The organism is Streptomyces sp. JLYT201 (assembly GCF_059448825.1).
The window spans coordinates 7,427,988-7,445,548 of record NZ_CM182551.1 but is presented as its reverse complement, the minus strand read 5'-3'; the positions used below and the strand labels follow the sequence as shown (position 1 = coordinate 7,445,548).

General features: G+C 72.9%; 20 protein-coding genes. 5 read left to right on the top strand and 15 right to left on the bottom strand.

Features of this window, described 5'->3' with window-relative positions:
* Positions 1-155 precede the first annotated feature (155 nt).
* The 4 genes from AC5WAM_RS31590 (at position 156) to AC5WAM_RS31575 (ending at position 3,058) form a co-directional block, all read left to right on the top strand.
* Positions 156-923, top strand: a complete 768-nt coding sequence (locus tag AC5WAM_RS31590; RefSeq protein ID WP_495519608.1) for an SDR family NAD(P)-dependent oxidoreductase — start codon at positions 156-158, stop codon at positions 921-923.
* Positions 924-1,127: 204 nt separating this feature from the next.
* A complete protein-coding gene (locus AC5WAM_RS31585) occupies positions 1,128-1,364 on the top strand; it encodes a hypothetical protein (RefSeq protein ID WP_495519607.1) in 237 nt (78 codons plus the stop codon).
* A 61-nt stretch (positions 1,365-1,425) separates the two neighbouring features.
* The gene (locus AC5WAM_RS31580; protein ID WP_495519606.1) at positions 1,426-2,580 is read left to right on the top strand and encodes a chymotrypsin family serine protease; all 1,155 of its coding nucleotides are present in this window, start codon (positions 1,426-1,428) and stop codon (positions 2,578-2,580) included.
* A gap of 25 nt (positions 2,581-2,605) precedes the next feature.
* Entirely contained in the window at positions 2,606-3,058 is a 453-nt protein-coding gene (locus tag AC5WAM_RS31575) for a hypothetical protein (RefSeq protein WP_495519605.1), read from the top strand.
* Positions 3,059-3,327: 269 nt separating this feature from the next.
* On the opposite strand, the gene AC5WAM_RS31570 is transcribed toward AC5WAM_RS31575, so the two are convergent.
* Positions 3,328-4,815 carry a hypothetical protein gene (locus AC5WAM_RS31570; RefSeq protein ID WP_495519604.1) on the bottom strand — a complete coding sequence of 496 codons (1,488 nt, stop codon included), beginning with the start codon at positions 4,813-4,815 and terminating at the stop codon, positions 3,328-3,330.
* A gap of 504 nt (positions 4,816-5,319) precedes the next feature.
* Between AC5WAM_RS31570 and AC5WAM_RS31565 the strand changes: the two genes are divergently transcribed.
* Positions 5,320-7,176, top strand: coding sequence for a DUF8508 domain-containing protein (locus tag AC5WAM_RS31565; protein ID WP_495519603.1), 1,857 nt, complete (start codon positions 5,320-5,322; stop codon positions 7,174-7,176).
* Here AC5WAM_RS31565 and AC5WAM_RS31560 read toward each other — a convergent pair.
* From AC5WAM_RS31560 to sufC, 14 genes are all read right to left on the bottom strand, one after another.
* Positions 7,166-7,777 carry an antibiotic biosynthesis monooxygenase gene (locus AC5WAM_RS31560; protein ID WP_366792348.1) on the bottom strand — a complete coding sequence of 204 codons (612 nt, stop codon included), beginning with the start codon at positions 7,775-7,777 and terminating at the stop codon, positions 7,166-7,168. The two genes, AC5WAM_RS31565 and AC5WAM_RS31560, sit on opposite strands and share 11 nt — an antisense overlap.
* A gap of 83 nt (positions 7,778-7,860) precedes the next feature.
* Complete coding sequence (locus tag AC5WAM_RS31555) at positions 7,861-8,652, bottom strand: SGNH/GDSL hydrolase family protein (protein WP_366792347.1); 792 nt, start codon at positions 8,650-8,652, stop codon at positions 7,861-7,863.
* Between the two features lie 130 nt (positions 8,653-8,782).
* Positions 8,783-9,445: a hypothetical protein gene (locus AC5WAM_RS31550; protein ID WP_495519602.1), complete on the bottom strand. Its 663-nt coding sequence runs from the start codon at positions 9,443-9,445 to the stop codon at positions 8,783-8,785.
* Complete coding sequence (locus tag AC5WAM_RS31545) at positions 9,442-9,588, bottom strand: hypothetical protein (protein ID WP_366792345.1); 147 nt, start codon at positions 9,586-9,588, stop codon at positions 9,442-9,444. The genes AC5WAM_RS31550 and AC5WAM_RS31545 overlap by 4 nt, the downstream gene beginning before the upstream one ends.
* 157 nt (positions 9,589-9,745) lie before the next feature.
* A complete protein-coding gene (locus AC5WAM_RS31540; RefSeq protein WP_366792344.1) occupies positions 9,746-10,945 on the bottom strand; it encodes a WD40 repeat domain-containing protein in 1,200 nt (399 codons plus the stop codon).
* Positions 10,942-11,496, bottom strand: coding sequence for a SigE family RNA polymerase sigma factor (locus AC5WAM_RS31535; protein ID WP_172386406.1), 555 nt, complete (start codon positions 11,494-11,496; stop codon positions 10,942-10,944). The genes AC5WAM_RS31540 and AC5WAM_RS31535 overlap by 4 nt, the downstream gene beginning before the upstream one ends.
* Positions 11,497-11,612: 116 nt before the next feature.
* Positions 11,613-12,203: a hypothetical protein gene (locus AC5WAM_RS31530; RefSeq protein ID WP_366792343.1), complete on the bottom strand. Its 591-nt coding sequence runs from the start codon at positions 12,201-12,203 to the stop codon at positions 11,613-11,615.
* A gap of 153 nt (positions 12,204-12,356) precedes the next feature.
* Positions 12,357-13,346 carry a 2,3,4,5-tetrahydropyridine-2,6-dicarboxylate N-succinyltransferase gene (dapD, locus tag AC5WAM_RS31525; protein ID WP_138959060.1) on the bottom strand — a complete coding sequence of 330 codons (990 nt, stop codon included), beginning with the start codon at positions 13,344-13,346 and terminating at the stop codon, positions 12,357-12,359.
* Positions 13,347-13,700: 354 nt separating this feature from the next.
* On the bottom strand, positions 13,701-14,258 hold the full coding sequence (locus AC5WAM_RS31520; protein WP_495519601.1) for a TetR/AcrR family transcriptional regulator: 558 nt from the start codon (positions 14,256-14,258) through the stop codon (positions 13,701-13,703).
* The gene (locus AC5WAM_RS31515; RefSeq protein ID WP_495519600.1) at positions 14,258-14,578 is read right to left on the bottom strand and encodes a DMT family transporter; all 321 of its coding nucleotides are present in this window, start codon (positions 14,576-14,578) and stop codon (positions 14,258-14,260) included. Before AC5WAM_RS31515 ends, AC5WAM_RS31520 begins: the two co-directional genes overlap by 1 nt.
* Positions 14,579-14,706: 128 nt before the next feature.
* Positions 14,707-15,060, bottom strand: coding sequence for a metal-sulfur cluster assembly factor (locus tag AC5WAM_RS31510; RefSeq protein ID WP_138959063.1), 354 nt, complete (start codon positions 15,058-15,060; stop codon positions 14,707-14,709).
* On the bottom strand, positions 15,057-15,527 hold the full coding sequence (sufU, locus tag AC5WAM_RS31505; RefSeq protein WP_366792340.1) for a Fe-S cluster assembly sulfur transfer protein SufU: 471 nt from the start codon (positions 15,525-15,527) through the stop codon (positions 15,057-15,059). The genes AC5WAM_RS31510 and sufU overlap by 4 nt, the downstream gene beginning before the upstream one ends.
* Positions 15,528-15,541: 14 nt before the next feature.
* Entirely contained in the window at positions 15,542-16,798 is a 1,257-nt protein-coding gene (locus AC5WAM_RS31500; protein ID WP_138959065.1) for a cysteine desulfurase, read from the bottom strand.
* Positions 16,795-17,559 carry a Fe-S cluster assembly ATPase SufC gene (gene sufC / locus AC5WAM_RS31495; protein WP_138959066.1) on the bottom strand — a complete coding sequence of 255 codons (765 nt, stop codon included), beginning with the start codon at positions 17,557-17,559 and terminating at the stop codon, positions 16,795-16,797. Before sufC ends, AC5WAM_RS31500 begins: the two co-directional genes overlap by 4 nt.
* Between the last annotated feature and the right edge of the window lie 2 nt (positions 17,560-17,561).

Here is a 17,561-nt window from a genome sequence, read left to right as displayed (position 1 = left end):
GCCTGTCCCACGGAGTGTGCGTACCGCCGGGCCGCTGCCGGCGCCAGATTCCCGCTCACGTATAAACGGCGGTTGAACGCGGTCCGACTTCGGCGGTCGACTTCCGGAGTGTGGCGTTCCAGCAGTGCCACCCCTCGGCGAACCAGGAGATCCGTATGACTGTGCAGCACACCGGCCGTCGCGTTCTGGTCAGCGGCGCCTCACGAGGGCTCGGCCGGGCCCTCGCCCGCGCGTTCGCGGACAACGGCGACCGCGTGGCGGTGCACTTCGGGGCGCGCGAGGAGGAGGCGCGCGCGACCCTCGACTCGCTCGCGGGCAGCGGGCACGCGCTGGTCGGCGGCGATCTGTCGGACCCCGCGGGGGCGAAGGACGTCGCGGACCGCGCGGCCGAGGCGCTCGGCGGCATCGACGTGCTCGTCAACAACGCCGCCGTGAACCTGCCGCACCCGCCCGCCACCACCTCCTACGAGGACTGGGCGGCCCTGTGGCAGCGGCACACCGCCGTCAACCTGCTGGCCACGGCGAACCTCAGCCATCTCGCCGCGCACCGGATGATCGGCCAGGGCACGGGCGGGCGCATCGTCAACATCGGCTCGCGCGGCGCCTTCCGGGGCGAGCCCGAGCACCCTGCGTACGGCGCGACGAAGGCGGCCGTGCACGCGCTCGGCCAGTCCCTCGCGGTGGCGCTCGCGCCGCACGGCATCGCGGTGGCATCCGTGGCGCCCGGCTTCTTCGCCACCGAGCGAGTCGCGCACCGCCTCAGTGGCGCGGAGGGCGAGGCCATCCGGGCGCAGAGCCCGTTCGGGCGCACGGGCACCGCGGAGGAGATCGCGGCGGCGGTGCTCTGGCTGGCCTCGCCCGCAGCGGAGTGGGCCTCGGGCACGGTCATGGACCTCAACGGCGCCTCGTACTTGCGGACGTGAGCACTCCGGGCCTGGACCCGCGCACCCGGCGTTTCCCCGTACGAAGATGACGGGTGCGTAACTGGTCGGAAGGGACTTCGTAAACAAGGTCAACAGACGCGGACCGGCTGTAAAGCCATGATTTACCGCAGACCGCCTTGACCGCCGTTGCCCCCGGCCATACACAACCCCTACCTGCATCACCCACGCGGGAGGCGAGCCGGAGTGGACGCACGCCAGGCGCGCCACCTGCACGAGGACCAGCTGATGAGGCTGGCCAACGTGACCGGGGTCGGCGTCGGGAAGGACGAGCGCTCGGGCGCGGACGTGATCATCGTCTTCGTCACCCGCCGCGTGCCGCGCGACCGGCTCCGGGACGAAGACGTGGTCCCGGACGCGCTGGAGGGCGTCCCCGTGCGCGTCCTCGCGATCGGCGACGTCGGCGCACAGGGCGACTCCTGACGGCACGCTCCGGACCTCGTACCTCCAGCCAGGGGAAACTCAGGAAAAGGGGTGGTCTGGCGTGAGCCAGTCCGAATGGATGCGAGGACCCACCGGCGGCACCCTCAGTGACAGCTCCCGGCAGCAGGCGCTCGGCGACTTCCTGCGCCGCGAGGAGCCGCTCGCGAACGTCGTCGGCTTCGGCCACGGCGTCAAGTGGACCTCGGGAGAGCCGACCGGCGAGCCCGCCGTCCTGGTCTTCGTGACCCAGAAGGTGCCGGAGTCGCTGCTGCCCGAACGGGATGTGATCCCGCGGCAGATGGACGACGGCACGCCCACCGATGTCCTCGCCGTCGGCCACGTCGCCGCCCAGCGGCAGCAGCGCACCGGCGTGCGGGCCGAGAACCGCGGGCGGCGCGCGTACGACGGTGACGGCATCGGCGAACAGCTCGCGGGCCTCGGACAGCCGCGGCTCGAAGAGCCCGGCGGACTCGGCGCGTTCGAGCCGCAGCTGCTCAAGCGGCGGATGCGGCCGTGCCCCTCCGGCTTCTCCGTCGGCAACGTCCGCGTGACCGCGGGCACCCTCGGCAGCGTCGTCTACGACTTCCTGCCCGGCGCCTCCGTCGACCCGCCCGCCGCGGGCCTCGGCGTACCGGCGAAGTTCTACATCCTGTCCAACAACCACGTGCTCGCCGACTCCAACCGGGCCCAGCTCGGCAGCCCCGTCGTGCAGCCGGGCGTCTTCGACGGGGGCCAGGACCCCGCCGACCGCATCGCGACCCTGGAGCGCTTCATCACCATCCAGTTCGCCCCGCAGATCCCGCTCGACCGGCACAACAACGTGGTCGACGCGGCCCTCGCGGCCGTGGACTTCCAGGACGCCACGCGTGAGCAGTACTTCAGCGGGGCGCCGCGCGCCTGGCGGCGCAAGACCAATGTGGCGGTGGGCGACCGCGTGAAGAAGTCGGGCCGCACCACCAACATCAGCTTCGGCCGGGTCATCTCCGTCGACGCGACCATCGACGTCAACTACGGCACGGCGGGCACCGCCCGGTTCAAGGACCAGATCCTCACCACGAACATCTCCGCGGGCGGCGACTCCGGGTCCCTGGTGACCACCTTCGACAACGTGGCCCTCGGGCTGCTCTTCGCCGGCTCGTCGACGGTCACCGTGATCAACCACATCGAGAACGTCCGCGCGCTGCTGCGCGTCGAGATAGCGGAGCAGCTGGCCTGACGGCCGGGAAGGGAGAGCCCACCCCATGACCACCCAGGCACGCAAGCAGAAGGACCGGGCCCGCGCGGAGCACCACTTCTTCAATCCGCAGGGCGCCCAGGTCAAGACCCGTGACGAGGCGTTCGCCGCGCCCGCGCAGCTGGAGGTGTCCGCGGAGGCCGTCGCGACGGCCTGCGAGCTCACCCTCCACAACGGTCAGGTCACCTTCGCGATGGAGGTGACGTACAACCCCAACACCTATCCGCACGTCGTCATCGGCGGCCGGATCACCTCGGGCATCTGCGGTGCTCCGTGGGACATCACCGGCGGCCACATCGGCGACACGCTGCGCCTGGACGCGAAGCGGGCGGGGCAGGGGTCCTGCGCGTCGACGATCACGATCGTCGGGCAGTACCAGAACCCGCCCGCCTACCGGGGGACGTACGGCTTCGAGGGCGCCACGTCGTCGTTCCGCCACACGACCCGCTACGAGTGCTAGGCCTCGGGCCGGCCCGGCAGCACAGGCCCCCGCCGCTCCCGCGGCGGGGTGTTCTCCCACCCGCCCACCCGTACCTGCCCCGGCGACCGGGGCGGTGACCCGACCTGGCGGCTTGCACGCCGTCGTCCGGCGACGGACGGCGGCGCGTGACCGGCGGATTCAGCCCGTCCGGCGTTCGATGACGAGCGCGCCGGCGCGATGGAGGGGCGGGCGGGAGAAAGCCCTGCCCGGGTGGGCCCCGGCGCCGCAGGGCCCCTGCCCGGGTGGGGCTAGCCCTGTTGCGACCTGGCCTTGAAGGCCGCCTTGCGGGCCTCCTTGGCCACCTTCTTGTCCGAGTGCAGCCGCCCCATCGCCTCCAGGACCTCCGCCGTGGCGGGGTGGTCGACCCGCCACGCCGCGGCGAAGAACCCGCTGTGCTGGGCGGCGAGCCCCTCGACGAGCGCGCGCAGCTCGTCGGAGTTCCCCTCGGCCGCCAGCTGTGCCGCGACCGTGTCGATGGTCAGCCAGAAGACCATGCCCTCGGAGGGGGCGGGCACGTCGGCGGCCCCGTGCTCGGCGAGCCACACCCGGGCGAGCCCGCCGAGTTCGGCGTCGTCGAGGACCTCGCGCAGGGCGGGCTCGGCCGCGCCCCCGACGAGGGAGAGCGCCTGCTGGCAGTGGAGCCGCCGCAGCGGCGCGCCCTCGTCCGCCCCGCGCGCGGCGGCCAGCAGCTCCCGGGCCGCGGCCAGCGGCTCGCGCCCGTCGAGCCACCGCTCGATCTCGGCCTGCGCGGCGGCCCGCGGGAACGCTGCGGTGGCGTCGAGCAGCGAGTCGGCGCCCTTGTCCGCGAGGTCGCCGACGGCGGGCGCGTCGACCCCGGCCTCCAGCATCCGCGCCCGCACCCCGTACAGGCCGAGCGGCGTCAGCCTGACCATGCCGTAGCGCGTGACGTCCTCGTCGTCGACGGGGGGCAGCGGCTCCCCCGCGGTCCCGGCGGCCTCCGCGGCCTCGTCGACGTCCGCCATGAGGGCCTCGTCCACGGGCTGGTACTCGACGAGTCCGACGGGTTCGAACATCCGGAACTGGTCGTCGAGCCGCATCATCGCGTCGGAGACCTGCTCCAGGATGTCGTCGGTGGGCTCGCCCATGTCGTCCGGCACGATCATGGACGCGGCGAGCGCGGGCAGCGGCACCGCGCCGTCCTCGGGGGCGCCCTCGCTGACGGTCAGCAGATACAGATTGCCGAGGACGCCCTCCAGGAACTCGGCCTCGGCCTGCGGGTCCCAGCCCAGCTCGGCGAAGTCGATCTCGCCGCCGCCCTGGATGGCGTCGACGAGGTCCTCCAGGTCGGGCACCGTGGCGTCGGCGAAGACGGTGTCCAGGGCGCCGAGCCAGATGCCGAGGACGTCCTGCGGCCCGCCCGAGGTGATCAGGGCGAGGTCCTCGCCGGTGGTGACGGTGCCCTCGGCGTCGTCCTCGTCGGCGTCCTCGACCTCGACGAGGCCGGTGTCGACGGCGACCCGCCAGGCCTCGCTCGCGTACGCCGCCGCGTCCCCGGTCTCCAGGCCGTCCGCCCCGTCGACGAGCCCGAGCTCGGCCGCCGCCGCGGGCAGCTGCTCGTCGACGAGCTCGCCGCCCGCGCCGACCCGCGTGTCGGGCCCGGCCCAGCGGGCGAGCCGCACGGCGCGGGCGAGCAGGGGGGTCGCGAGCGCGTCCCGCGCGAGCTCCGCTTCTGAGTGCAGCAGCACCGGCGGCAGGGTGGCGGGGCTTTGGGACATCGGCTGGTTCTCCTGACGGGCCTGACGGGGTACGGGTCTGCTGCGTGCAGCGTAGACGGGTTTGCCCCGTCACCGCCCACCGCGCCCCCGGGCCCGGCCCCCCCGGGACACATCCCGGGCCCCACTCCCCCCGACGCCTCCGCGCCCCCACCCCCGGGCCTCCGCCCGTCCGTCGCCTGCGGGTGCATCGTGGCCGATCGCGCAGTTCCCCGCGCCCCTACAGGGCACTCCACCCAGGTCTCCGCCCATCCCTCGTCTGCGGATGCGTCGTGGCCGATCGCGCAGTTCCCCGCGCCCCTACGGGGCGCTCCACCCGCGGCGCCCGCGGCGCCTCGCTTGGGTCTCTTTGTCTTGGTTCATGTACCTGTCAGGAAACGTACAGGCACGGGACACCGCTCCGACCTTGACAACTCCCCTGGTCGCACCGGAGATTGACGCGCGTAGAGCGCCACCTCCCCGAGCCGCGTGCCCTCTGCCCCTCAACCCCGAACTCCGGAGTCCTCGATGTCCCACATATCCCGGTCCCGCATGCCCAGGTCCGCCGCCGTGAGCACGGTCGTCGCCACCGCCCTCGCCGCCGGTCTGCTCGCCGCGACCAGCTCGTCGGCCTCCTCCGCGGCCCCGGACTCCGACGAGGTGCGCGTGCACGACGTCCAGGGCGGCACGCGCCTGTCCCCGCTCGCGGGTCAGCAGGTCGCCGACGTGCCGGGCATCGTCACCGGAGTGCGGACGTACGGCTCGAAGGGCTTCTGGATCCAGGACGCGAAGGCGGACGACGACCCGGCCACCAGCGAGGGCGTCTTCGTCTACACCGGCACCGCGCCGACCGTGAAGGCGGGCGACGCGGTCCGCGTCTCCGGCACGGTCACCGAGTACGTCCCCGGCGGCGCCGCCTCCGGCAACCAGTCGCTCACGCAGCTCACCAAGCCGACCGTGACCGTCGAGTCCTCGGGCAACGAACTGCCCGCCCCCGTCACGATCAGCGCCAAGTCGGTGCCGTCCGCGTACGCGCCCGCCGGTGACCCGGCCGACGGCAACAGCGTCAACAAGCTGCCGCTGCGGCCCCGCGCGTACGCCCTGGACCTCTACGAGTCCCTTGAGGGCATGAACGTACGCGTCGGCTCCTCGCGCGTGGTCGGCGCGAGCGACCCGTACAACGAGCTCTGGGTGACCGTGAAGCCGCACGAGAACACCACCCGGCGCGGAGGCGCGCGCTACGGCTCGTACGAGGCGCAGAACACCGGGCGGCTCCAGATCCAGCAGCTGGCCCCGGTCTCCGAGCGGCCGTTCCCGAAGGCGGACGTCGGGGACGCCCTGACCGGGACCACCGAAGGGCCGCTGGACTTCAACCAGTTCGGCGGGTACACGCTCGCCGCGCGCTCCCTCGGCGAGGTCGTGCGCAAGGGCCTGGAGCGGGAGCGGACCCGGCCGCAGCGCGAGCGCGAGCTGGCCGTGGCGACGTACAACGTGGAGAACCTGGACCCGGGCGACCCGCAGGCCAAGTTCGACGCGCTCGCGCAGGCGGTGGTCACGAACCTCGCCTCGCCGGACATCGTGGCCCTGGAGGAGATCCAGGACAACAGCGGCGCGAAGAACGACGGCACGGTGGCCGCCGACGTGACCCTGAAGAAGTTCACGGACGCCATCGCCGCCGCGGGCGGCCCGCGCTACGCGTGGCGCTCGGTCGACCCGGAGAACAACAAGGACGGCGGCGAGCCCGGCGGCAACATCCGCCAGGTCTTCCTCTACAACCCCGAGCGGGTGTCCTTCACCGACCGCCCGGGCGGCGACGCGACCACGCCGACGGACGTCGTGCGCGAGGGCAAGCGCGCCGCGCTCACCCGCTCGCCCGGCCGGATCGACCCGGCCAACGAGGCGTGGACCAACAGCCGCAAGCCGCTCGCGGGCGAGTTCACCTTCCGCGGCAGGACCGTCTTCGTGGTCGCCAACCACTTCGCGTCCAAGGGCGGCGACGAGTCCCTGACCTCCCACCACCAGCCGCCGGCCCGCTCCTCCGAGGTCCAGCGCGTGAAGCAGGCCACGGCGGTCAACGCCTTCGTGCGCAAGGTCCGCGCGGCCGAGCGGAACGCGGACGTCGTGGTCGTCGGCGACATCAACGACTTCGAGTTCTCCCCGGCCACGCAGGCCCTGGAGGCGGGCGGCGCGCTGCGCGCGGGCATCGAGTCCCTGCCCCGCGCCGAGCGCTACTCCTACGTCTACCAGGGCAACTCCCAGGTCCTCGACCAGATCCTGGTCAGCCCGGGCGTCGGCCGCTTCGCCTACGACAGCGTCCACGTGAACGCCGAGTTCGCCGACCAGAACAGCGACCACGACCCCCAGGTCATCCGCTTCAAGCCGTAGGCGCCACGCCGAAGGCGAACCGGTACCGCTTCAGGGTGCCGTCCGCCACCGCGCCCCCGGCCTCCTGCGTCCACTGCGCGTACGTGAGGCCCCGCGTCCCGTCCGTACTCAGGTGCGCGTGCGCGGCGACGAGGCCGGGCACCCCGGCGTGCGCGGCCAGCGAGGCGTCCGCCCAGCCCCGGCGACGGTCGGGGTCCGCCCCTTCGAGGTCGGCCTCGACCGTCGTGAAGCCCGTGGGCACGCCCGCTCCCGAGCCCACGCTCCGGTAGCGGCTCGTCTTCGTCAGACCGACCCGCTCGATGCCCGGCACGGCCGCGTCGATCTCCGCGTTCCGCTCGTCGCGCCCCCGCGCGAAGAAGTCCTGGTAGGCCTGCTCGTCGCGCCACTGCGAGTGGTGCATCAGGGTCTGGCCGTCGAGGCCCTCGTACACGCTGTACGACAGCAGCCCCTCGTGCGGCCACTCCCGGCTCTCCCAGGCGCGGGCGATCGCGTCGGCCGCGGCCCGCTGCCGCTCGGGCGTGCCGAGGCGCCAGGTGCTGAAGAAGGTCAGGCCCGCGTCCCCGGCGAGCGGGGCGGGGGGCGTGGTCAGGCGCTGCGTCATCGGGTCCTCCGAGGTCAGTAGGGGGCGGGCCCGCCGTTCGGCCGGCCGCACCTCCTACGTTCCAAGGTCAACCAAGGTTGAAGTCAAGCCCGTTCCGACAGCGTCACCACGTCGAGGCCCGGGCGCTTCGCGGTGTGCCCGTCGTTGCGCGGCACGCGCCACCGCCAGGCCCGCCGCCGCACCCACGGCCCCGCCGCCCCCGCGAGCCACCGCACCTCCTGCGCCGCGCCGCCGATCGCGGAGACCGGCGCCAGCGGCGGCAGCGGCCGGGCCCAGTCCGCGTACCCGGGGATGCCGAGCGCGTCGGCGACGCCCGCGGCGATCCGGGCGTGGCCGAGCGGGCTCGCGTGCATCCGGTCGCGGCTCCACAGCCGCGGGTCGGCCGTGATCCGCTGCGGGAACAGGTCGAGCACGACGACGCCGTGCCGGTCGGCGGCCGCGCGGATGCGGGCGTTGAGGTCCATCACGCGGGGCTGCGCGCGGCGGGCGAGCGGGGCGATGCGGCCGATGTCGGGGATGGTCACCGTGGCCACGCAGGCGCCCGCCCCGGTGAGTTCGGCGAACATCTCCTCCATGGCGCGGGCCGTGCGCGCCGCGTCGTAGCCCGGCCCGACCAGGTCGTCGACCCCGGCCACCACGGTCGCGAGGTCCGGCTTCAGGGCCAGGGCGGGCGCGAGCTGGTCGTCCTTCACCCGCTCCGTGACGCGGCCGCGCACCGCGAGGTTGGCGTACGAGAAGTCCGGGTGGCCGACGGCGAGGATCTCCGCGAGCCGGTCGGCCCAGCCACGGTAGCCGCGGTGTTCGTCACCGTCGCCGAGCCCTTCGGTACGGCTGTCTCCGACGGCGACGTACCGCGCGTACGGATGCGAGGTCATGGCCCGAGGGTCCTGCGGAGTCGAGCGCTCCGTCAACGAGGCGTCGGCGCCCGCGGCGCACTCCGGCCACCGCCCGCCCCTCCTCGCCCAGGCGCCCCCTCCGCGCGCCCCCGGGGAGCGGCCCGCGCCCCTAGTCCGGCTCGCGCAGCCGCCCCAACTCGCTCTGGAACCAGTCGAGGCGGGCCTGGAGCAGAGCCGCCTCCGCGGCCAGCTCGGGCAGGCCCAGTCCCGCGGGGCCCGGCCCGGACACCGCGGGGGCGGCGGTCACCCGCAGCCCCTCGCCCGCCGCGGCCGCGAACCCGGCCAGGGTCACCGCCGCCCGGCCGCCGCCGCGCCCGCACCGGCCGCACACCCCTTCGAGGGCCCGCCAGCCGGGTCTGCCCCAGCCCGCGTCGGCGAGGCCCGTGGCGGCCGCGCCGCAGTCGCAGGGCTGCACGGTCACCGAGCGGACCCGCTGGCGCGCGGAGCGATAGCCCCGTTCGAAGCGGATGTACGCGCCGAGCACCGCGACGCGCAGCAGGGCGGCCGTGCGGTGCTCGGCGGTGCACAGCAGCCCCTCGGCCTCGGCGCGGGCGTGCACGCTGTGGAAGCCGCAGTCGCAGCGCCGGTGCGGCGCGCGGTGCCGTCTGCCGTAGGCGCAGCGGGCCTCGTCGAGCACGCCGTAGGGCAGGCTGCCGCCCAGGGAGATGCCGGTGAAGGCGGCCCGGGTGCCGTCGTGGGACAGCATCGGGTGGGCGATCTTGTATCCGGTCGGCGGCTCCTTCGGGCGTTCCTCGGGAAGCCGGAGGCTCATCGGCCGACGGTCACCTCGTGCGCGGCGGCCGCCTCCCGCTCCTCGGCGTCCAGGACGAGCTCGGGGGTCTCTTCGTCGGCCGCCGCGCTCCCGCGGGGCTCTTCCTCGGCGATTCCGGTGGCGAGTGCCTTGCCCAGCCTCATGCTGCCTCCTGTACGCGCGGTACGCGACGGACGTGTTCGCCTGGCTCCCGCCATGGTGACGCATTCGGGGGCGCGTTGGCACCGGCGCGTCCCGACTTCCCGCTCGCGCGCCCCCGCGGCCCGCCGACCGGGAGGGTCGACGGGCCGCGGTGACGGATCAGCGGGCGGCGGTCAGCGGCACCCAGCGCCCGAGGTAGTCGGCGGACGCCTTGCGGAAGCCGCTCAGCGGCACGGCCCTCTTGCTGCCGACGGTGACGAGCAGCAGCTGGCTGCGGTACTCGTTCTTGCCGCTGCACCTCTTGGGGTCGCAGCCGATGGTGATGAGGCGCTTGCTGTCGGCCCAGGCGAGCGGCTGCATGCCGGGCACGAGGCCGACCTTCTGGCCGGTCGTCGCGTTGACGATCCAGGAGCCGTCGGAGTCTCCGTCGACCGCGACGTGCTTCCCGTCGGGCGACAGACCGGCCTGGGACCAGCCCCCGAACCGCTCCCCGGCGGGCGGGGCCGTCTTCACGCCGGACGTGGTGTACCACGCGCGGTTGTCGGACTTGCCGCCGCTGGTCTTGGGCCGCTCGACGTACAGCTTGGTGCCGTCGTGGCTCCAGCCGACGTCCTCGCGGGAGTTGCCGTGGTAGTTGCCCCACTTGTCCGGCTTCGGCTGCCGCAGCGTCCGGAAGGGGCCGACCTCGCCCGAGCCCGCGTCGATGACGTAGAAGCCGGTGCGGTTGCTTCTCGGGCGGTCGATCCGGTCGGGGTTCTTGCTGTAGGAGGTCGCCACGAGGCGCTTGCCGTCGGGGGACCACTCGACGCCCGCGACCGGGCGGTTCGTGGGGATCCAGCGCTCCACCTTCCCGGTCACGAGGTCGAGCAGGCCGATGCGCCAGGCGGGCAGTTCGCCCTCCAGGACGGCGGCGGTGCGCATCCCGGGCGCCACGGCGGCCCAGGCCCACTTCGTGTCGAGCGCCTTGTACCTGCCCGTCTTCTGGTCGAGCACGGTGTAGTAGCGGGTGAACAGCTCTTGACCGTTCGACTGCTTGACCGCGCGGCTGGTGAAGTAGCCGGACACGGCGGTGTTCCCGGCCGCGATCAGGTCGCGCGGCGGCGACTGGTCGGGGTGGCCCACCACGTCCCCGGTGATCGACTCGCTCGCCGGGCTCGCCGTCTCCCGGCCGTCGCCCATCTCCGGCACCGTCAGGATCGCGGCGACGAGGGCCGCCGTCACGGCGGCGGCCCCGGCGACGCCGCGCCGGTTGCGCCGCCGCCGGGCGGTCAGGACCCGGTCGGCGAGGTCGCCCCGTGGCGTGCCGCCCGCCGCGGCCTCCTCCTGGAGCGCCTCGCGCACCAGCTGCTCTACGTTCACGGACGTACCTCCACAGGTGAGATGTCACGGGGCGGCGCGGTCTCGGCGGGCGCCGGGCCGAGCGCCGCGAGCTCGGGCGCGAGGGCGCGCAGCCGGGCCAGCGAGCGGTGCGCGGTGCTGCGGACCGTGCCGACGGAGCAGCCGAGGATCCGGGCCACGTCGGCCTCCGGCAGGTCCTCGAAGTACCGCAGGACGAGCACGGAGCGCTGGCGCGCGGTGAGCCGGGCGAGCGCGCCGCGCATCACGACGCGCAGTTCGGCGGCGCCCTCCCCGCCGTCGCCCGCCCGCTCCGGGGGCTCGGCGACGGCCACCTCGCGGCGCGGCCACTTCAGCCGCCAGCGGCTGACCTGCTGCCGGTAGAGGACCTGCCGGACGTACGCCTCGGGCTCGTCGAGCCTGCTCCACCGGTCGGCGACCTTCACCAGGGCGTTCTGCAGCAGGTCCTCCGCGGCGTGCCGGTCGCCGCCGCTGAGCAGGACGGCGGTCCTCAGCAGGGCGCCGGATCGGCTCTCCACGAACTCCCGGAAGCGGTCCTGGCTTTCGGCATCCATCGTCACCTTCTCTTCTCCGGCGGCCTCACTGCCCCCTCTGCTGTGGATGACGTGCGAGGACCCGCGTCGCTATGCCTGGGGCGCGACGCGGGTCCTGAGAAGTGCGGTGCGTGTGGTCAGTGCTTGGGGCCGAAGCCCTTCCCCTTGGTCCAGGTCAGCCGGTCCGCGTGGTACTTGAACGTGACCTGCTTGCCGTTCTTGGTGATGTCGGCCCTGGCCCAGCCGTCGAAGCCCTTGGTGAGGTGGCGGTCCCACTTGGTCAGGCGCCCGGTGGCGACCGCGGCGAGCGACTCCTGGGGCGGCTCGCCGTCGTAGCAGTAGGTCCCCCAGTCGGCGATCGCCGCGACGGTACCGGCCCTGACCTTGAGCGTGATGCCCTGGCACACGTCGGTCTTGGTGCGGTACACGGCCTTGGGCTTGGACCAGCCGCGCGCCTTGGGGCTGTAGTCCTGGACGTACAGGCCCTTCTTCTTCAGGTAGTGCATGGCGACGCGGCGGCCGTCCGGGAGCTTCACCTGGGACTCGTACGGCGTCGGGGAGCCGCTCCAGTGGATGTCGGAGTGCTGGAGCTTGTAGCTGTGGCTCCCCTGGGGCTTCTTGACCGCGCTGCCGCCCGCGTCCTCGGCCACGCCCTGGCCGCACCCGGCGATCAGCACCACGACCGCCGCACCCACCGAAGCAACGGTCTTCGTTCCTGCTCTGTTCACGTGGATCTCCCCTCCGTTTCGCGCAGCATACGCAAAGGAGGGGTCACCCCCGCGCCCCCGAAGGGGCGCGGTGCGGTGACATCTGCGGCTCCGCCGCGTGGGCGCGACCAGCCACTGACGGCCCGCAGAAGAACACCGCGCCCCAGGAACCACTCAGTTGTGACTGTGCAGCACGTCGTTGAGCCCGCCCCACACCGCGTTGTTGGGCCGCGCCTCGACCGCGCCGGTGACCGAGTTGCGGCGGAAGAGGATATTCGAGGCGCCGGACAGCTCACGGGCCTTGACGATCTGTCCGTCGGGCATGGTCACGCGCGTACCGGCCGTGACGTACAGGCCCGCCTCGACGACGCACTCGTCGCCGAGCGCGATGCCGACGCCCGCCTCGGCGCCGATCAGGCAGCGCTCGCCGATGACGATGCGGACGTTGCCGCCGCCGGACAGGGTGCCCATGGTGGAGGCGCCGCCGCCGATGTCGGAGCCGTCGCCGACGACGACGCCGGCGGAGATGCGGCCCTCGACCATGGAGGTGCCGAGCGTGCCCGCGTTGAAGTTCACGAAGCCCTCGTGCATCACGGTGGTGCCCTCGGCGAGGTGCGCGCCGAGGCGGACGCGATCGGCGTCGCCGATGCGGACGCCCTTGGGGGCGACGTAGTCCGTCATGCGCGGGAACTTGTCGACGCTCGTCACCGCCAGGTGCAGGCCCTCGGCCCGGGCGTTCAGCCGGACCTTCTCCAGGTCGTCGACGGCGACCGGGCCCAGCGAGGTCCAGGCGACGTTGGCGAGGAAGCCGAACATCCCGTCCAGGCTGGCGCCGTGCGGCTTGATCAGGCGGTGGCTGAGCAGGTGCAGACGCAGGTAGACGTCGTGCGCGTCCAGCGGCTTCTCGTCGAGCGAGGCGATGACCGTACGGACGGCGACGACCTCCACACCGCGGCGGGCGTCCGGGCCGATCGCCTTCGCGGCGCCCTCGCCGAGCAGCTCCACGGCACGCTCGGCGCTCAGCCGCTCGCTCCCGGCGGGACCCGGCTCGTCGACGAGCTCGGGGGCGGGGAACCAGGTGTCGAGCACGGTGCCGTCGGCGGCGATGGTGGCGAGCCCGGCGCCCACGGCGCCGGTGGTGCGGGAAGCAGTCGTATCGGTCATGGGTGAAAACCTAACCGGGCCGCCCCCGCGGAAGCGAACCGGCACCCACCCGCGGCCCGCGCAGCCCACGCCCCGCGGCACACGCCCGCCCACGGGGCACACCCCGGCCCCGCCCCGCCCTGCCCCTGCCCCTGCCCCTGCCCCTGCTCACAGCGCAGGTCCCGCCCCGCCCGCGGGGCACGTCCATGGCCGGACCGCAGCACACGTCCCTCGCCGGACCGCGGCGCCCAGCCCTCGCCGGACCACCCGCGGTCGGGCGCGCGGCCCCGCCGGACCGCCCGCCCCTCGACGCCGGCCCGGCCCTCCGCGCGGCCGTCTCAGGCGCGGCCCCGCGGATCAGCCGCGCCCCACGGATCAGCCGCGCGCCGCGGCGGGCCCGACCAGCAGCCGCCCGAACATCTCCCGGGCGTAGGCCTCGTCGTAAGTGTCCCCCGCGAGCAGCACCTGGAGGCAGATGCCGTCCATCAGCGCGCTCAGGCCGCGCGCGGTGGCGGTGTCGGTGTGCTCCCGCAGCAGGTCGATCAGGCCGCCGCACCACTCGCCCGCGACGGGCCGCAGGACGGGCCTGCGCAGGGCCGCCAGATACAGCTCGTACTCCAGCTCCACGCCCTGGCGGCGGCCGAGGAGCCACTCCCCGAGCAGCGCGGCCAGCTCGCCCGCGACATCGGCGCCGGGGCCCCGCAGCAGCCCGCGGGCGGCGACCGTCTTCGCGTACGCCTCGCCGCACTGCCGCAGCGCGGCCACGAGCAGCTCGTCGAGCGTCTTGAAGTGGTACGTCGTGGACCCCAGCGGCACATCGGCCTCGGCGGCGACGGACCGGTGGCTCAGGCCCGCGATTCCCTCCCGGCCCACCAGGCGGATCGCCGCGTCGATGATCCGCTGCCGCCGCTCGGGGTCGTACCTCCGCCCCACTAGTGGGCCCCTCCCAGATTCAGCACGACGACACCGGCGATCACCAGGGCGATCCCGGCGAACTTCACCAGGCTCGTCGACTCCCCCAAGAACAGCATCCCGATGGCGGCGACGGCGGCGGTCCCGATCCCCGCCCAGATCGCATAGGCGGTCCCCACCGAAAGGGTCTTCAGGGTCTGGGCGAGCAGCGCGAAGGCCAGGACGTACCCCACCACGGTGAACAGCGAGGGCCACAGCCTGCTGAACCCGTCGCTGTACTTCATGGCCGTCGTCCCGGCCACCTCCGCCGCGATGGCCGCGGCCAGCAGTCCGTATCCCATGCGTACGAGAGTACATATCGTTGCGTACGGCTGTACACAAGAAGGGGTTCCGGCATGGCACGAGGCCCCCGCGCCCGGGGGCGCGGGGGCCTCGCAAGCCCGGGGAGCACGCTGCTCCGGAGGGGACCTCAGACGTTGAAGCCGAGCGCCCGCAGCTGCTCGCGGCCGTCGTCGGTGATCTTGTCGGGGCCCCACGGCGGCATCCAGACCCAGTTGATCCGGAGCTCGTTGACGATGCCGTCCGTGGCGGACTTCGCCTGGTCCTCGATGACGTCGGTCAGCGGGCAGGCCGCCGAGGTGAGCGTCATGTCGATGGTGGCGATGTTGGCGTCGTCGACGTGGATGCCGTAGATCAGGCCCAGGTTGACGACGTCGATGCCCAGCTCGGGGTCGACGACGTCGTAGAGCGCCTCGCGGACCTCTTCCTCCGAGGCGGGCTTGGTCGTGAGGCCCTCTTCAGAAGCCACAGTGTTCTCGCTCATGCCGTCTTCCTTTCGGCGTCGACGTCGGCCCCCAGGGCCTGCGCCGTCGCGTCCTTCCACGCCATCCAGCTCAGCAGAGCACACTTCACGCGCGCGGGGTACTTGGAGACCCCGGCGAACGCGACCGCGTCCTCCAGGACCTCCTCCATCGCGTCGTCCGGCTCCAGCTTGCCCTTGGACTGCATCAGCTCCAGGAACACGGCCTGGATCTTCTGCGCCTCGGCGAGCTCCTTGCCGACGAGCAGCTCGTTCAGGACGGACGCGCTGGCCTGGCTGATGGAGCAGCCCTGGCCCTCGTACGACACGTCGCTGATGCGCGAGCCCTCGTACTTGACGCGCAGCGTGATCTCGTCGCCGCACGTCGGGTTGACGTGGTGCACCTCGGCGTCGCCGTCGCGCAGACCACGCCCGTGCGGGTGCTTGTAGTGGTCCAGGATCACGTCCTGGTACATCGAATCCAGCTTCACTCCGAGCCAGCCCCTCAGCCGAAGAAGTTCCGTACGTGCTCCAGGCCGTCGACCAGGGCGTCGATCTCGCCGGGCGTGGAGTACAGATAGAACGACGCTCGCGTGGTCGCGGGAATTCCGTAGCGCAGGCACACGGGGCGGGCGCAGTGGTGGCCGACCCGGACCGCGATGCCCTGCTCGTCGAGGACCTGGCCCACGTCGTGCGGGTGGATGTCGCCGAGCGTGAAGGAGATCGCGGCGCCCCGGTCCTCGGCCGTGGACGGGCCGATGATCTTCAGGTCCGGGACCTCGAGCAGGCGCTTCACCGCGTACTCGGTGATCGCGTGCTCGTGCCGCTCGATCTTGTCCATGCCGATGGCCGTGAGGTAGTCCACGGCCGCGCCGAGGCCGACGGCCTGCGCGATCGGGGGCGTACCCGCCTCGAACTTGTGCGGCGCGGGGGCGTAGGTCGAGGAGTGCATGGACACCGTCTCGATCATCTCGCCGCCGCCGAGGAACGGGGGGAGGTCCTCCAGAAGCTCCTGGCGGCCCCACAGCACGCCGATGCCCGTCGGACCGCACATCTTGTGGCCGGTGAAGGCCACGAAGTCGGCCTGGAGGGCCTGCACGTCCAGCGGCATGTGCGGCGCGGCCTGGGAGGCGTCGATCAGGACGAGCGCGCCGACCTCCTGGGCGCGGCGCACGATCGCCTCGACCGGGTTGACCGTGCCCAGGATGTTGGAGACCAGGACGAAGGAGACGATCTTCGTCTTCTCCGTGATGACCTCTTCGATGTTCGACAGGTCGAGCCGGCCGTCGTCGGTGAGGCCGAACCACTTCAGCTTCGCGCCCGTGCGCTGCGAGAGCAGCTGCCACGGCACGATGTTGGAGTGGTGCTCCATCTCCGTGATGACGATCTCGGTGTCGTGGTCCACGCGGTAGGGCTCGTCGGCCCAGCCGAGCATGTTGGCCACGAGGTTGAGCGATTCCGAGGCGTTCTTGGTGAAGATCACCTCGTCGCGGCTCGGCGCGTTGATGAACGCCGCGACCTTGTCACGGGCGCCCTCGTACAGCGCCGTGGCCTCCTCGGCGAGGACGTGCACGCCGCGGTGGACGTTGGCGTTGTGCTGCTCGTAGTACTCGCTGAGTACGTCGATGACCTGGCGCGGGGTCTGGGACGTGGCCGCGTTGTCCAGATAGACGAGCTTCTTGCCGTCGTGGAGCGAGCGCTCCAGGATCGGGAAGTCCTTGCGGAGCGCCTCGGTGTCGAGGAGACCCGGCAGCTGTGTCACGCGGACGCGCCTCCCTTCACGTAAGCCTCGTAGCCCTCGGCCTCCAGCTTGTCGGCGAGCTCGGGGCCGCCGGACTCGGCGATGCGCCCGTTCGCGAACACGTGGACGAAGTCGGGCTTGATGTAGCGCAGGATGCGCGTGTAGTGCGTGATGAGCAGGGTGCCCACCTCGCCCGTGTCCCGGACGCGGTTGACGCCCTCGGAGACGACGCGCAGGGCGTCGACGTCCAGGCCGGAGTCGGTCTCGTCGAGGATCGCGATCTTCGGCTTGAGGAGCTCCATCTGGAGGATCTCGTGGCGCTTCTTCTCACCGCCGGAGAAGCCCTCGTTCACGTTGCGCTCGGCGAAGGACGGGTCCATCTGGAGCCCGGCCATCGACTCCTTGACCTCCTTCACCCAGGTGCGCAGCTTGGGGGCCTCGCCGCGGATCGCCGTCGCCGACGTGCGCAGGAAGTTGGAGACGGAGACGCCGGGGACCTCGACGGGGTACTGCATGGCGAGGAACATGCCCGCGCGGGCACGCTCGTCGACCTCCATCGCCAGGACGTCCTCGCCGTCGAGGGTGACGGTGCCCTGCGTGATCGTGTACTTGGGGTGGCCCGCGATGGAGTAGGCGAGGGTCGACTTGCCGGAGCCGTTCGGGCCCATGATGGCGTGCGTCTCGCCCTGCTTCACGGTCAGGTCGACACCCTTGAGGATTTCCTTGGTGCCGTTCTCGACCTCGACGGTCACGTGCAGGTCGCGGATTTCAAGCGTTGCCATGG